12 protein-coding genes are annotated in these 14,303 nt (G+C 62.0%); 8 read left to right on the top strand and 4 right to left on the bottom strand.

Annotated features, from left to right (window positions below; all coding sequences use genetic code 11):
- Positions 1-35: 35 nt before the first annotated feature.
- Positions 36-2,600 carry a DNA translocase FtsK gene (locus D8767_RS10880; protein ID WP_371059034.1) on the bottom strand — a complete coding sequence of 855 codons (2,565 nt, stop codon included), beginning with the start codon at positions 2,598-2,600 and terminating at the stop codon, positions 36-38.
- A 297-nt stretch (positions 2,601-2,897) separates the two neighbouring features.
- Here D8767_RS10880 and aat point away from each other — a divergent pair, with 297 nt between their 5' ends.
- From aat to infA, 3 genes are all read left to right on the top strand, one after another.
- Positions 2,898-3,578, top strand: a complete 681-nt coding sequence (aat, locus tag D8767_RS10875) for a leucyl/phenylalanyl-tRNA--protein transferase (RefSeq protein ID WP_016711498.1) — start codon at positions 2,898-2,900, stop codon at positions 3,576-3,578.
- Between the two features lie 56 nt (positions 3,579-3,634).
- The gene (locus tag D8767_RS10870; RefSeq protein ID WP_016711499.1) at positions 3,635-4,342 is read left to right on the top strand and encodes an arginyltransferase; all 708 of its coding nucleotides are present in this window, start codon (positions 3,635-3,637) and stop codon (positions 4,340-4,342) included.
- Between the two features lie 101 nt (positions 4,343-4,443).
- On the top strand, positions 4,444-4,662 hold the full coding sequence (gene infA, locus D8767_RS10865; protein ID WP_002553999.1) for a translation initiation factor IF-1: 219 nt from the start codon (positions 4,444-4,446) through the stop codon (positions 4,660-4,662).
- A 157-nt stretch (positions 4,663-4,819) separates the two neighbouring features.
- Here the strand turns inward: infA and clpA are convergent, their stop codons facing one another.
- Together clpA and clpS are read right to left on the bottom strand one after the other, a co-directional pair.
- Complete coding sequence (clpA, locus tag D8767_RS10860) at positions 4,820-7,090, bottom strand: ATP-dependent Clp protease ATP-binding subunit ClpA (RefSeq protein ID WP_016711500.1); 2,271 nt, start codon at positions 7,088-7,090, stop codon at positions 4,820-4,822.
- Between the two features lie 30 nt (positions 7,091-7,120).
- Positions 7,121-7,483, bottom strand: coding sequence for an ATP-dependent Clp protease adapter ClpS (clpS, locus tag D8767_RS10855; protein WP_013973290.1), 363 nt, complete (start codon positions 7,481-7,483; stop codon positions 7,121-7,123).
- 230 nt (positions 7,484-7,713) lie between these two features.
- Between clpS and cspD the strand changes: the two genes are divergently transcribed.
- Entirely contained in the window at positions 7,714-7,974 is a 261-nt protein-coding gene (cspD, locus tag D8767_RS10850; protein ID WP_016711501.1) for a cold shock domain-containing protein CspD, read from the top strand.
- A 69-nt stretch (positions 7,975-8,043) separates the two neighbouring features.
- Here the strand turns inward: cspD and icd are convergent, their stop codons facing one another.
- Entirely contained in the window at positions 8,044-9,300 is a 1,257-nt protein-coding gene (gene icd, locus D8767_RS10845; protein WP_016711502.1) for an NADP-dependent isocitrate dehydrogenase, read from the bottom strand.
- Positions 9,301-9,714: 414 nt separating this feature from the next.
- Here icd and D8767_RS10840 point away from each other — a divergent pair, with 414 nt between their 5' ends.
- From D8767_RS10840 to hflD, 4 genes are all read left to right on the top strand, one after another.
- Complete coding sequence (locus D8767_RS10840) at positions 9,715-11,940, top strand: NADP-dependent isocitrate dehydrogenase (protein ID WP_016711503.1); 2,226 nt, start codon at positions 9,715-9,717, stop codon at positions 11,938-11,940.
- Positions 11,941-12,043: 103 nt separating this feature from the next.
- Positions 12,044-12,484 (top strand): NUDIX hydrolase, encoded by a 441-nt coding sequence (locus D8767_RS10835; protein ID WP_016711504.1) that lies wholly within the window; start codon positions 12,044-12,046, stop codon positions 12,482-12,484.
- Between the two features lie 59 nt (positions 12,485-12,543).
- Positions 12,544-13,668 carry a tRNA 2-thiouridine(34) synthase MnmA gene (gene mnmA / locus D8767_RS10830; protein ID WP_016711505.1) on the top strand — a complete coding sequence of 375 codons (1,125 nt, stop codon included), beginning with the start codon at positions 12,544-12,546 and terminating at the stop codon, positions 13,666-13,668.
- On the top strand, positions 13,665-14,291 hold the full coding sequence (gene hflD, locus D8767_RS10825) for a high frequency lysogenization protein HflD (protein ID WP_016711506.1): 627 nt from the start codon (positions 13,665-13,667) through the stop codon (positions 14,289-14,291). Before mnmA ends, hflD begins: the two co-directional genes overlap by 4 nt.
- Positions 14,292-14,303 lie beyond the last annotated feature (12 nt).

Here is a 14,303-nt window from a genome sequence, read left to right as displayed (position 1 = left end):
CCGGGCGCCACCGTTGGCGCCCGGCAAGGTGTTCTTCAGTCGCGCGGGCCGCCCGGGGCAATCACTTCCCGCGAGCCGTTGCTGTTCATGGGGGTGACCACACCGGCCATTTCCATGGCTTCGATCATGCGGGCGGCGCGGTTGTAACCAATTTTCAGCTTGCGCTGCACTGCCGAGATGGACGCGCGGCGGCTTTCCAGCACGAATTGCACGGCCTCATCATACAGGGCGTCGCTCTCCGAATCTTCACCATCACCGCCACCACCGCCGCCGCCATCGAAGCCACTGCCGGCTTCTTCCACACCGTTGAGGATGTCGTCGTTGTAATCCGGCGCGCCACGCAGCTTCCAGGCCTCGACCGTACGGTGCACTTCGTCGTCGGAAACGAACGCACCGTGGACGCGGATTGGCAGGCTGGTGCCCGGTGGCATGTACAGCATGTCACCATGACCCAACAGCTGCTCGGCACCACCCTGGTCGATGATGGTGCGTGAGTCGATCTTGCTCGACACCTGGAACGCCATGCGGGTCGGGATGTTGGCCTTGATCAGGCCGGTAATGACATCCACCGACGGGCGCTGGGTGGCGAGAATCAGGTGGATACCGGCTGCCCGCGCCTTCTGGGCGATACGGGCGATCAGCTCTTCGACCTTCTTGCCGACGATCATCATCATGTCGGCGAACTCGTCCACCACCACCACGATGGTCGGCAAGGTTTTCAGCGCTGGCGGCTCGTCGTCCATGCTCTCGCGGCGGTACAGCGGGTCGTGGATGATTTCGCCGGCTTCCTGGGCGTCCTTGATCTTGCGGTTGAAGCCGGCCAGGTTACGCACGCCCATGGCCGCCATCAGCTTGTAGCGCCGCTCCATCTCGGCCACGCTCCAGCGCAGGGCGTTGGCGGCGTCTTTCATGTCGGTGACCACCGGGCACAGCAGGTGCGGGATGCCTTCGTAGATCGACAGTTCAAGCATTTTCGGGTCGATCATGATCAGCCGCGCATCTTCCGGGCTGGACTTGAACAGAATCGACAGAATCATCGCGTTCACACCTACCGACTTACCGGAGCCGGTAGTACCGGCCACCAGCAGGTGGGGCATCTTGGCCAGGTCGGTAATCACCGGCTTGCCGCCGATGTCGTGGCCCAGGGCCAGTGTGACCGGGGACTTCTGCTCGTCGTACTGCGGGGTGGCCAGCACCTCGGAGAAGCGCACCATCTGCCGGTTTTCGTTGGGGATCTCGATACCCACGGTGGTCTTGCCGGGGATCACCTCGACCACGCGCACGCTGGTCACGGCCAGCGAGCGCGCCAGGTCCTTGGCCAGGTTGGCGATGCGGCTGACCTTCACGCCAGCGGCCGGCTGGATTTCGTAACGGGTAATCACCGGGCCGGGGTGGATTGAGTCCACCGCCACTTCTACACCGAATTCCTTGAGTTTGATTTCCAGCAGTTGGCCGACACCGGCCAGGGACTCTGGCGAATACTCGATCTTCTTCTGCTCGGCAGGGTCGAGGATGGAAATCGACGGCAAGGTGCCTTCTACCGCGCTGTCGATGAACAGCGGTGCCTGCTTCTCCTTCATCACCCGCTTGCTCGGCTCCGGGGCCTTGGCGGCGGCGGGTGGCACGATGGTCGGGGCGGCATGCTGCTCGCGCGGGACCACGGTTTCACGCGGCACTACGGGCTCACGGGCGGCCTCACGTGGTGGCACAACAGGCTCACGGCCAAGCGTCGGCTCACGGGGCTCAACGACTGGGGCCGGCGCTTCTTCACGTTTGAAAATGCGCTCACGCAACGCCGGCTTGGCCGGCTCACGCTTCTCGGCAGCCATCGGCGCGGGCTTGATCACCGGCTCATCCTCGCGCAGTTGCGCCTCCAGGCGTTTGCGCTCGTTGCGGGCTTCCCACCAACGGTTAGCGGCGCCCTGCACCAGCTCGAACAGGTCGAGGGTGATCTTGCCGGTCAGGTCCATCACCTTGAACCACGACAAGTCGGTGAACACCGTCAGGCCGAACAGGAACAGGGCAATGAACATCAGCGTGCTGCCCTGCACGTTCAGCAGGTTGCGCGCCAGGTCACCGAGGCTTTCGCCCAATGCGCCACCTGCAGAGAACGGCAAGCTCGCCGGCGGGTGGAAGTGGATATGCGCCAGCGCCGCCCCGGACAACACCAGAAACACCAGGCCGATCAACCGCCAGGAGAACAGCCAGCCACTCCAGTCCCACGGCTGGTGGCGTTCGCGGAAGATCTGCCAGGTCTTCACCGCCAGCAGCAGCGGGAAGATATAGGCGAAGTAACCCAGCACCATGAACAGGATATCGGCGAAGTAGGCGCCGGCACGCCCGGCGGCGTTCTGCACCTGGTCGACGGTGGCGGTGTGGCTGAAGCCCGGGTCCGAAGTGTCGTAGGTCAGCAGGGCCATCCACAGGTACAGGCACAGAGCGCCGACAGCGATCAACGCACCTTCCTTGAGGCGATAATGCAGCTGCTGCCGCCACAGGGGCACGGGCAAAGGAGCTGGGGTTGCGGTGGATTTCTTCAAAACGCGTCTATTCCTGCGCGTGCTGCGCGTCCAATAGTGATCGGCCGGCGGTGCGGCCAATTAACCACTACTTTTAACATTACTGCCCGACAGCCGCCATGGCGGCACGCCGTATGGGGGTTTGGCCGGGGGCGACTTTCATATACCTGCAATTTGAGCACGCATTTTCTTTTGTGACAAAGGCTTATGCTGTGTTTTTGCACAGGTGTGACAGCAAATGTAGCGGATGGTGCCTGCGGTTTCATGAATGTGTAGGAAATTGCCTGAATTCACCCCCCGCAAAGAAGCCACAACCATTGACCCTGCCATGCGCGCAGGCCATGCTGCCCTCTCCCCTCCCCCACCGCACGATAGACCATGCTCACCTGGCTGACCCGCGACTCGCTGACCTTCCCGCCCTTGGAAAAGGCCCTGCACGACCCCAACGGCCTGCTGGCCGCCGGCGGCGACCTTACCCCCGAGCGCCTGGTCCAGGCCTATCGTCACGGTTGCTTCCCGTGGTATCAGGATGGCCAGCCGATCCTGTGGTGGTCACCCGACCCGCGCACGGTGCTGTTGCCCGACCAACTGCACGTATCACGCTCACTGGCCAAGCTGATGCGCCAGGGCCGCTACCAGGTCAGCTTCGACACCGACTTCCCCGCCGTGATCGCCGCCTGCGCCGCGCCACGCGACTACGCCGACGGCACCTGGATCACCGACACCATGCGCAACGCCTACTGCGAACTGCACCGACGCGGCATTGCCCACTCGGTGGAAGTGCGCCAGGACGGCGAACTGGTCGGCGGCCTGTACGGCCTGGCCATGGGCCAGCTGTTCTTCGGTGAATCGATGTTCAGCCGCGCCGACAACGCCTCCAAGGTCGGCTTCGTGACCTTGGTCAACCACCTGCGCCAGGCCGGGTTCGTGCTGATCGACTGCCAGATGCCCACCAACCACCTGCACAGCCTGGGCGCCCACACCATCAGCCGCGCCGAATTCGCCGGCTACCTGGCACGCCACCTCGACCAGCCCAACAGCGCCACGTGGGTTGCCTAGGCGAGTTCCCGTAGCTGGCTTACACTTAAAACAAAGTCTCACCGAGGGGGTTGATCATGACAGAGTTGGCGCGGTTGAAGTTTTATGCCACTCAGCCCCACTCCTGCAGCTACCTGCCCGAGGAGCAGGCCACCACGCTGTTCCTCGACCCCAGCCAGCCGATGGACGTGAACGTGTACGCCGACCTGTCGGAAATGGGCTTCCGCCGCAGTGGTGACCATCTGTACCGCCCGCACTGCCAGAACTGCAACGCCTGCGTGCCGGCACGCATCCCGGCGGCGCGCTTTATCCCCAACCGCCAGCAACGGCGCATCCTCAAGCGCAATGCCGACCTGACCGTGACGGCGGCGCGCCCAACGTTCAAGGAAGAGTACTTCGAGCTGTACCGGCGCTATATCGAAACACGCCACGCCGACGGTGACATGTACCCGCCCAGCCGCGACCAGTTTTCTACCTTTCTGGTGCGCGACCTGCCGTTCTGCTGGTTCTACGAGTTCCGCCTGGAAGGCCGCTTGATGGCAGTGGCCGTATGCGACCTGCTGCCCAACGGCCTGTCGGCGGTGTACACCTTCTACGAACCGGACGAAGAGCGACGCAGCCTGGGGCGCTTTGCCATCCTGTGGCAAATCACCGAAGCCCTGCGCCAGGACCTAGAGGCGGTATACCTGGGTTACTGGATCAAGAACTGCAAGAAAATGAACTACAAGACGCAGTATCGGCCCATCGAATTGCTGATAAACCAGCGCTGGGTCACCCTCAACTGAAAGCATTGGCTTGACACGCAGTTTTCGGGCATAATCCACGCCACTTTTTTGCCCGATGCGGATATGCGTCGGGCCAACACTGGATCCGAGGGCTCTACTGCATGTCGAAAGAAGACAGCTTCGAAATGGAAGGTACTGTCGTCGACACCCTGCCCAACACCATGTTCCGCGTGGAGTTGGAAAACGGGCACGTCGTAACCGCGCACATCTCCGGAAAGATGCGCAAGAACTACATCCGTATTCTCACTGGCGACAAGGTCCGCGTCGAACTGACCCCATACGACCTGAGCAAGGGCCGCATCACTTACCGTGCGCGCTAAGCTCAAGCCGTGAAAAAGCCCGGCCATGTGCCGGGCTTTTTTGTCCCTGTCAGAACCGCGTCGCGGCCATCGCGAGCTGCGCTCGCTCCTACATGGGGTCGCGATACCCCCGTAGGAGCGAGCATAGCTCGCGATAGGCCGCAAAGCGGCCCCTGTATCACGCCACCTCAGCCGTGGTCTCGAAGTCGAACACCAGCTCGCCATCGCGCAGGTCGACGTGCACCACGCCACCATGCTCGGCCAGTTCGCCAAACAGGATCTCCTCGGCCAGCGGCCGCTTGATCTTGTCCTGGATCAGCCGCGCCATCGGCCGCGCCCCCATCTGCACGTCGTAGCCAGACACCGCCAGCCAGCCGCGTGCGGCATCGCTGACTTCCAGCAGCACACGCTTGTCTTCCAGCTGCGCCTGCAGTTCGATAAGGAACTTGTCGACGATGCTCTTGATCGTCTCGGTGCTCAGGCGGCCGAACTGGATAATGGTATCCAGACGGTTGCGGAACTCTGGCGTGAAGCTCTTACGGATCACTTCCATGGCATCGGACGCGTGGTCCTGATGGGTGAAGCCGATCGAGGCCCGCGCTGCCGTTTCCGCGCCAGCGTTGGTGGTCATGATCAGGATCACGTTACGGAAGTCGGCCTTGCGCCCATTGTTGTCGGTCAGGGTACCGTGGTCCATCACCTGCAGCAGCAGGTTGAAGACTTCCGGGTGGGCCTTCTCGATTTCGTCGAGCAGCAATACGCAGTGCGGTTGCTTGGTAATCGCCTCAGTCAGCAAGCCACCCTGGTCGAACCCTACATAACCAGGAGGCGCACCGATCAGACGCGACACGGTGTGGCGCTCCATGTACTCGGACATGTCGAACCGCACCAACTCAACGCCCAGGGCCTTGGCCAGCTGGCGCGCCGCTTCGGTCTTGCCGACGCCGGTAGGGCCAGCGAACAGGAACGAACCGACAGGCTTGTCTGGAGACTTCAGGCCAGCACGGGACAGCTTGATGGCAGTAGCCAGCGAGTCGATAGCCTGATCTTGGCCGAACACGGTCAGCTTCAGGTCACGTTCAAGGTTACGCAGCAGTTCCTTGTCGGAGCTGGTGACGTGCTTTGGCGGAATCCGCGCGATCTTGGCGACGATATCCTCGACTTGAGGCACATCGATGCGCTTGACGCGCATGGCCTCCGGCTGCAGGCGCTGGTAGGCACCGGCTTCGTCAATCACATCGATGGCCTTGTCCGGCATGTGCCGGTCATTGATGTAGCGCGAGGCCAGTTCCGCGGCGGCGCGCAGGGCTTCGTCGCTGTACTCGATGTTGTGATGGCTCTCGAAGCGCCCTTTCAGGCCGCGCAGAATGCCCACGGTGTCTTCGACCGACGGCTCGCTGACATCCACCTTCTGGAAGCGACGTGCCAGGGCACGGTCCTTCTCGAAGATGCCGCGGAATTCCTGGAAGGTGGTCGAGCCGATGCAACGGATCTCACCCGACGACAGCAGCGGCTTGAGCAGGTTGGAGGCATCCATCACCCCGCCCGATGCCGCACCGGCACCGATGATGGTGTGGATTTCGTCGATGAACAGGATCGCCTGCGGGCGCTTGCGCAGCTCGCCGAGCAGCGCCTTGAAGCGCTTCTCGAAGTCGCCACGGTATTTGGTACCGGCCAGCAGCGCGCCCAGGTCAAGGGAATACACCACGCTTTGTGCCAACAGGTCGGGCACCTGGCCATCGACAATGCGCTTGGCCAGGCCTTCGGCGATAGCCGTCTTGCCGACGCCTGCCTCACCCACCAGCAACGGGTTGTTCTTGCGCCGGCGTGCCAGGATTTGCGCCACGCGCTCCACTTCCTGCTCGCGGCCCACCAGCGGGTCGATACGGCCAGCACGGGCCAGCTCGTTCAGGTTGCTGGCATAGGCGTCCAGCGGGTTGCTCGAAGAGGAGGTTTCGCCACCCTCTTCGTCCTGCATGTCCTGGTCGCTTTCAGATTGCGAACCATGCCCCGGCACCTTGGAGATGCCATGGGCGATGTAGTTGACCACGTCGATGCGGGCCACGCTCTGCTGTTTCAGCAGGAACACAGCCTGGCTTTCCTGTTCGCTGAAGATCGCCACCAGCACGTTGGCGCCGGTCACTTCGCGCTTGCCGGAGCTTTGCACGTGGAACACGGCACGCTGCAGCACCCGCTGGAAGCCCAGGGTCGGCTGGGTTTCACGGTCTTCGTCGTTGACAGGAATCAGCGGCGTGGTGGAATCGATGAACTCTTGCAGGTCGTGCTTGAGCTTGTCGAGATTGGCGCCACAGGCGCGCAGAACGGTCGCGGCAGCCTCATTGTCAAGGAGTGCCAGCAGCAGATGTTCGACGGTCATGAACTCATGACGCTTCGAACGGGCCTCCTTGAAGGCAAGATTGAGGGTGACTTCGAGCTCGCGGTTTAACATAGCTTCACCTCATACCCAAGTGGTCGGCGATTAACCGTCCTTCTCGATTTCACAGAGTAGCGGATGCTGGCTTTCCCTGGCGTATTGGTTGACCTGCATAGCCTTTGTTTCGGCGATGTCACGGGTAAACAATCCGCACACTGCCCGCCCTTCGGTGTGGACGGTCAGCATGATCTTGGTCGCCAGCTCGCGGTTCAGATTGAAGAACGTCTCGAGCACTTCGACGACGAAATCCATCGGCGTGTAGTCATCGTTGAACAAAACCACCTTGTACATCGGTGGCGCCTGCAGGATCGGCTTGGCTTCCTGAACTGCAAGACCTGAGCCGTCGTCCTCATTCGATTGCGGGCGATCCTGATTGAATGTTAGTCGAATCTCACTAGGTGCATGCATGGAAAGAATTTCATCATGAGCGTCAGGTTAAGGTTGTGGGTTGACCGCACAGGCCACGAACGGCGCAGGCGCCGGGCGACCTTGACTATCGGTAAAACGGTGTTACAACCAATAAGAACCCACCGTGGTCGATAAAGATCCGCGCAGTCAACCAGATTTTTCGCAAGGTTCGTATGCGGATGAAGTGGATGATACTCCAGTGATGGAGTCCTTTGCAGAGGGACATAGGGATGGCAAGCGGTAAAGTCAAGTGGTTCAACAATGCCAAGGGCTACGGATTCATCAACGAGGAAGGTAAATCCGATGACCTTTTCGCTCATTACTCGGCCATCCAGATGGACGGATACAAAACACTGAAGGCTGGCCAGGCCGTGGAGTTCGAGATCATCCAGGGCCCCAAAGGCCTGCACGCGGTGAAGATAATGGACGCCGCTGCCGCTGCGGCTGCCAAGAGCCAAGGCCAGGCCGCGAGCGAAACCGTGCGCGCCTGATCGCCGCCCCGTGTCGCAATACGAAAAAACCGGTCGCCCCTTTACCCAGGCGACCGGTTTTCTCTTGCCTTACATATGCTTGATCATTTCATCGCCAAAGCCTGAGCTGCTCACCAGCTTCGCCCCGTCCATCAGCCGCTCGAAGTCGTAGGTCACGGTCTTGGCCGCAATCGCGCCATTGGTGCCCTTGATGATCAGGTCGGCCGCCTCGGTCCAGCCCATGTGCCGCAACATCATCTCTGCAGACAGGATCACCGACCCCGGGTTGACCTTGTCTTGCCCGGCATACTTGGGCGCAGTGCCGTGGGTGGCCTCGAACATGGCCACGGTGTCGGACAGGTTGGCGCCCGGCGCGATACCGATACCGCCTACCTCCGCCGCCAGCGCGTCGGACAGGTAGTCACCGTTGAGGTTGAGGGTGGCGATCACGTCGTACTCGGCCGGGCGCAGCAGAATCTGCTGCAGCATGGCGTCGGCGATGGCGTCCTTGACGATCACCTCGCGGCCGGTCTTGGGGTTCTTGAACTTCATCCACGGGCCGCCATCGAGCAGTTCGGCGCCAAACTCATCCCGGGCCACTTCGTACCCCCAGTCTTTGAAGGCACCTTCGGTGAACTTCATGATGTTGCCTTTGTGCACCAGGGTCAGCGACTCGCGGTCATTGTCCACCACGTATTGCAGGGCCTTGCGCACCAGACGCTTGGTGCCTTCTTTCGAGACCGGCTTCACGCCAATGCCGCAGTCCTGGTCGAAGCGGATCTTGGTGACGCCCATTTCCTCCTTGAGGAACTTGATCACCTTGTTGGCCTCGGGCGAGCCGGCCTTCCACTCGATGCCGGCATAGATATCCTCGGAGTTCTCACGGAAGATCACCATGTCGACGTCGCCAGGCTTTTTCACCGGGCTCGGTACACCCTGGAACCACAGCACCGGGCGCAGGCACACGTACAGGTCCAGTTGCTGGCGCAGGGCCACGTTGAGCGAGCGGATGCCGCCACCCACAGGGGTTGTCAGCGGGCCCTTGATCGACACCACGTAATCACGCACGGCGTCGAGGGTTTCCTGAGGCAGCCAGGTGTCCTGGTCGTACACCTGGGTGGCCTTCTCGCCGGCGTACACTTCCATCCAGGCAATCTTGCGCTTGCCGCCGTAGGCCTTCTGCACGGCGGCATCGACCACCTTGATCATCACGGGCGAAACATCGACGCCGATCCCGTCACCTTCGATGTAAGGAATGATCGGGTGGTCAGGCACGTTAAGCGAATGGTCTGCATTGACGGTGATCTTGGTGCCGTCGGTCGGAACCTTGATTTTCTGGTATCCCATGCTTGCACTACTCCGCTGTCGGGTGTGGTTTGGACATCATGCGATGCAATGAGCCTAAACCACATCTGCCGACCTGCAAGGCATGCGACAACCCGCCACATTGCCGCTTAGTCTTTGGTCTTATAAATGGGCCGATATCACTTGGCCTTGCTGATTAGCCCGAATGGTTTGGTATACTGCGCCGCGACCGAAGGGTCATCGGGGCGAATCCCAGGAAAATGCGGACCGCCCTAGGCCATGAATGGCCGTAAAGCCTGGGCTGTTACCGCAGTTCAGCACTTGACGCTCGACTGATGCATCCACCATCACCGCTCGCAGCCTCTCGACTTTCCGCTCATGGCGTTGCCAGGGCGATGCGCCTACCCTGCGCACCACGAGACTCGAGCACGCTCAGCACACAGAGAGTTAACCCGCATGCCCACCCGTTCCAAGATCATCTATACCTTCACCGACGAAGCCCCCGCCCTCGCCACTTACTCGCTGCTGCCGATCGTCGAAGCCTTCACCGCTTCGGCTGACATCGCCGTCGAAACCCGCGACATCTCCCTGGCCGGCCGTATCCTCGCCGCCTTCCCGGAGCAACTGGGCGCAGAGAAGCGAGTAGGCGATCACCTGGCGGAACTGGGCCAGCTGGCTACCACCCCTGAAGCCAACATCATCAAGCTGCCGAACATCAGCGCCTCGGTACCGCAGCTCAAAGCCGCGATCAAGGAACTGCAAGGCAAGGGCTTCAACATTCCTGACTACGCCGACGAGCCGGCCACCGAGGACGAGAAAGAGTCCCGCGCCCGCTACGACCGCATCAAGGGTTCCGCCGTGAACCCGGTGCTGCGCGAAGGCAACTCCGACCGCCGTGCGCCGCTGTCGGTGAAGAACTACGCCCGCAAGCACCCACACAAGATGGGCGCCTGGGCCGCCGACTCCAAGTCGCACGTTGCCCACATGACCCAGGGCGACTTCTACGGCAGCGAAAAAGCTGCCCTGATCGAAGCTGACGACAGCCTGCGCATCGAGCTGGTCGGCAAAGACGGCAGCACCACCGTGCTGAAAGAAAAGACCGCCGTCAAAGCTGCTGAAGTGATCGACTGCGCCACCATGAGCCGCAAGGCCCTGAAAGCCTTCATCGCCGAGCAGATCGCCGATGCCAAGGCCTCCGGCGTACTGCTGTCGGTACACCTGAAAGCCACCATGATGAAGGTTTCCGACCCGATCATGTTTGGCGTCATCGTCGAAGAGTTCTACAACGACGTGCTGGCCAAGCACGCCGCCGCCCTGGCTGAAGTAGGCTTCAACGCCAACAACGGCATCGGCGACCTGTACGCCCGCATCAAGGACCTGCCAGCCGACAAGCAGGCCGAGATCGAAGCCGACATCCAGGCCCTGTACGCTCAGCGCCCAGCCCTGGCCATGGTCAACTCCGACAAAGGCATCACCAACCTGCACGTACCGAGCGACGTCATTGTCGACGCTTCGATGCCGGCCATGATCCGTGACTCGGGCAAGATGTGGAACACCGCTGGCGAACTGCAAGACACCAAGGCCGTGATCCCGGACCGTTGCTACGCCGGCATCTACCAGGCCACCATCGAAGACTGCAAGAAAAACGGCGCCTTCGACCCAACCACCATGGGCAGCGTGCCGAACGTTGGCCTGATGGCGCAAAAAGCCGAAGAGTACGGCTCCCACGACAAGACCTTCCAGATCAAGGCCGACGGCGTGGTCCGTGTGGTCGATGGCAAGGGCAACGTCGTACTTGAGCAGAACGTCGAAGCTGGCGACATCTTCCGCATGTGCCAGACCAAAGACGCGCCGATCCAGGACTGGGTCAAGCTGGCCGTCAACCGTGCCCGCCTGAGCAACACCCCTGCGGTGTTCTGGCTGGACCCGGCCCGTGCCCACGACGGCGTGATGATCGAGAAGGTGCAGAAGTACCTGAAAGATCACGACACCACCGGCCTGGACATCCGCGTTCTGGCTCCGGTCGACGCCATCAAGTTCTCCCTGGCCCGCATCCGCGAAGGCAAGGACACCATCTCGGTGACCGGCAACGTGCTGCGTGACTACCTGACCGACCTGTTCCCGATCATGGAACTGGGCACCAGCGCCAAGATGCTGTCGATCGTGCCACTGATGAACGGCGGTGGCCTGTTCGAAACCGGCGCCGGCGGTTCGGCTCCGAAGCACGTGCAGCAGCTGGTTGAAGAGAACTTCCTGCGTTGGGACTCGCTGGGTGAGTTCCTGGCCCTGGCCGCTTCCCTGGAGCACCTGGGCAACACCTACGACAACCCGCGTGCCAAGGTTCTGGCCAACACCCTGGACCAGGCTACCGGCAAGTTCCTCGACACCAACAAGTCGCCTTCGCGCAAAGTTGGCGGTATCGACAACCGCGGCAGCCACTTCTACCTGACCCTGTACTGGGCCCAGGCCCTGGCTGCCCAGACTGACGACGCTGCCCTGCAGGCACGCTTCGCCCCGCTGGCAAAAACCCTGACCGAGAACGAGGAGACTATCGTCGCCGAGCTCAACGCCGTTCAGGGCAAGCCAGCCGACATCGGTGGCTACTATGCCCCGGATGCCGAGCTGACCGCCAAGGTGATGCGCCCAAGCCAGACCCTGAACAGCGCCATTGCCGCCCTGTAAGGTTCGCTTGAAGTAACAGCACAAACCCCGGCCACGCACCGGGGTTTGTGCTTTCTGGGAAATGAGACCGCTTTGCGGCCCAATCATGCAAAAGGACTCACTAATGACCTGGCAACCCCACATCACCGTCGCCACTATCGTCGAACACGAAGGCAAGTTCCTTTTCGTCGAAGAATTCAAAGCCAACCAGCACGTCTTCAACCAACCCGCCGGCCACCTGGAACCCAACGAGACCCTGCCCCAGGCCGCCCTGCGCGAAACCCTGGAAGAAACCGCCTGGGAAGTCGAGCTCACCGGTGTAGTCGGCATCTACCTCTACACCGCCCCAAGCAACGGCGTGACGTACCAGCGCATCTGCTTTGCCGCCCGCCCCGTGCGCCACCATGCCGACCTGGCCCTAGACAGCGACATCGTCCGCGCCGTGTGGCTGAGCCAAGACGAACTGCTGGCCGACCCCACCCGCTGGCGCAGCGAGCTGGTGCCGCGCTGCCTCGACGACTACCTCAAGGGCCCCTTGCACAGCCTCGAACTGCTACGCGACTGACGCAACGTCGCGGGTTTGATAGAATCGGCGTTTTTCCCCTCTGATACACACCGGTACCCATGACCAGCCCAGCACTCAAAGACCCCGCCAAGACCCGCGTCATCGTCGGCATGTCCGGCGGCGTGGACTCTTCCGTCTCCGCCCTTCTGCTCATGGAGCAGGGATACCAGGTGGAAGGGCTGTTCATGAAGAACTGGGAAGAAGACGACGGCACCGAATACTGCACCGCCCGCGAAGACCTGGCCGACGCCCAGGCCGTGTGCGACCGCATCGGCATCAAGCTGCACACCGCCAACTTCGCCGCCGAATACTGGGACAACGTGTTCGAGCACTTCCTTGAAGAATACAAGGCTGGCCGCACGCCCAACCCAGACATCCTCTGCAACCGCGAAATCAAGTTCAAGGCGTTTCTCGACTACGCCCTGTCGCTGGGTGCCGACCTGATCGCCACCGGCCACTACGTACGCCGCCGCGACACCGGTGAGATCACCGAACTGCTCAAGGGCCTGGACCCGAACAAGGACCAGAGCTACTTCCTGCACGCCGTCGGCGGCAAGGAAATCGCCCGCACCCTGTTCCCGGTCGGCGAACTGGAAAAGCCCGAGGTGCGCGCCATCGCCGAAAAGCACGGCCTGGCCACCGCCAAGAAAAAGGACTCCACCGGCATCTGCTTCATTGGCGAGCGCCGTTTCAGCGACTTCCTCAAGCAGTATCTGCCGGCCCAGCCGGGCGATATCGAAACCACCGAAGGTGAAGTGATCGGCCGCCACCATGGCCTGATGTACCACACCATCGGCCAGCGCCAGGGCCTGGGGATTGGCGGCCTGAAAGACGCCGGTGACGAGCCGTGGTACGTGCTGCACAAGGACCTGACCCGCAACGTGCTGGTGGTCGGCCAGGGCAACGAACACCCATGGCTGTTCTCCCGCGCCCTGCTCGCCTCGGAAATTTTCTGGGTCAACCCGATCGACCTCAGCCGCCCACGCCAGCTGACTGCCAAGGTGCGTTACCGCCAGAGCGACCAGCAATGCACCCTTGAGCTGACCGAAACCGGCTACCGCGCCGTGTTCGACGAGCCGCAGCGCGCCGTCACCCCGGGCCAGTCGGTGGTGTTCTACGACGGCGAAGTGTGCCTGGGCGGTGGTGTGATCGAAGCCGCCGAGCCGTGGAGCCCGCGCGCATGAGCAACCTGCAGGAGCAATTGATTGCCCTGGGCGGTGTATTCCAGGCTGCCGTGCTGGTTGACCGTATCGCCCGCACCGGCCAGGCCAGCGAGGCCAACATTGGCTGCATGCTCGGCAGCTTGCTGGTGCGTGACCCCAAGGACACCCTGGAGGTGTTCGGCGGCGACGACCTGAACCTGCGCGACGGCTACCGTGCACTGGCAGGCGCCCTGGAGCGCGACCCCAGCAGCCTGCAGCGCGAGCCGCTGCGCTATGCCCTGTCGATGCTGGGCCTGGAGCGTCAGCTGAACAAGCGTGGCGACCTGCTCGACACCATCGGCAACCGCTTGCCGCAAATCCAGTCCCAGGCCGAGCATTTCGGCCTGGTTCATGAAAACGTCATTGCTTCCAGCGGAGCCTTGTACCAAGACACGCTCAGCACCTTGCGCCAGCGCATCCAGGTGCATGGCGACATGCGTTTCCTGCAGCAGGCCAGCAACGCTTCCAAGATCCGTGCCCTGCTGCTGGCCGGCATCCGCGCCGCGCGCCTGTGGCGCCAGCTGGGCGGGCACCGCTGGCAGCTGGTGTTCAGCCGACGCAAGTTGCTGAACGAACTGTACGACATGATGCGTTCGCCTTCCTGAAGACGCTTTTAT

Source organism: Pseudomonas sp. LTGT-11-2Z (genome assembly GCF_003691445.1).
GTDB lineage: Bacteria > Pseudomonadota > Gammaproteobacteria > Pseudomonadales > Pseudomonadaceae > Aquipseudomonas > Aquipseudomonas monteilii.
Note: the sequence above shows the minus strand (reverse complement) of the source record. Positions and strands in the feature narration are given on the sequence as shown.

Coding starts and splice junctions, on each gene's coding strand:
- aat (WP_016711498.1), top strand. CDS start 2,898: ATGCTCACCTGGCTGACCCGCGACTCGCTGACCTTCCCGCCCTTGGAA.
- D8767_RS10870 (WP_016711499.1), top strand. CDS start 3,635: ATGACAGAGTTGGCGCGGTTGAAGTTTTATGCCACTCAGCCCCACTCC.
- infA (WP_002553999.1), top strand. CDS start 4,444: ATGTCGAAAGAAGACAGCTTCGAAATGGAAGGTACTGTCGTCGACACC.
- clpA (WP_016711500.1), bottom strand. CDS start 7,090: ATGTTAAACCGCGAGCTCGAAGTCACCCTCAATCTTGCCTTCAAGGAG.
- clpS (WP_013973290.1), bottom strand. CDS start 7,483: ATGCATGCACCTAGTGAGATTCGACTAACATTCAATCAGGATCGCCCG.
- cspD (WP_016711501.1), top strand. CDS start 7,714: ATGGCAAGCGGTAAAGTCAAGTGGTTCAACAATGCCAAGGGCTACGGA.
- icd (WP_016711502.1), bottom strand. CDS start 9,300: ATGGGATACCAGAAAATCAAGGTTCCGACCGACGGCACCAAGATCACC.
- D8767_RS10840 (WP_016711503.1), top strand. CDS start 9,715: ATGCCCACCCGTTCCAAGATCATCTATACCTTCACCGACGAAGCCCCC.
- D8767_RS10835 (WP_016711504.1), top strand. CDS start 12,044: ATGACCTGGCAACCCCACATCACCGTCGCCACTATCGTCGAACACGAA.
- mnmA (WP_016711505.1), top strand. CDS start 12,544: ATGACCAGCCCAGCACTCAAAGACCCCGCCAAGACCCGCGTCATCGTC.
- hflD (WP_016711506.1), top strand. CDS start 13,665: ATGAGCAACCTGCAGGAGCAATTGATTGCCCTGGGCGGTGTATTCCAG.